1 protein-coding gene is annotated in these 512 nt (G+C 73.4%); it reads left to right on the plus strand.

The features are described 5' to 3' along the window. A partial coding sequence (locus tag AC5RUJ_RS18225) for an ATP-binding cassette domain-containing protein (protein ID WP_494156516.1) occupies nt 1–348 on the plus strand: 348 nt, incomplete at its 5' end. Nucleotides 349–512 lie beyond the last annotated feature (164 nt).

A 512-nucleotide genomic window follows, 5' to 3' on the forward strand; every position in this document is an offset into this window, starting at 1 on the left:
GGCATGGCGCTCTCCGGCGGGCAGCGGCAGCGGCTCGGCATCGCCCGCGCCCTCTACGACAACCCCCGGGTGCTCGTCATGGACGAGGCCACCTCGGCACTCGACACCGCCACCGAGGCGGCGGTGACGACGGCGATCCGGCAGCTGCACGGTGACGTCACCGTCATCACCGTGGCGCACCGCCTGGCCACGATCCGGGACGCCGACATCGTGTTCTTCATGCGCGGCGGAACGGTGGCGGCCGCCGGAACCTTCGAAGAGGTGGTGGCCACCGTGCCGGACTTCGCGGAGCAGGCCGCCCTGGCCGGCCTCGGAAAGAGCGGGAAGCCGGTGGAAGAACACCGCTGAGCCCGCGTCCGCCACGGCATCTCCAGGCACCCGCGGAGCCGGCCGGTCTATCCGGCTGCGGCCTCGGCGTAGAGTCCTGCCAGCCGCTGCACCAGGCGTGCCGGGTCGTGGTGTTCCCGGAGCCAGGTGCGGCCGCCCAGGGCCGCGGAGGTGCGGGACGGGTT

This window comes from Arthrobacter sp. Y3223164 (assembly GCF_059091005.1).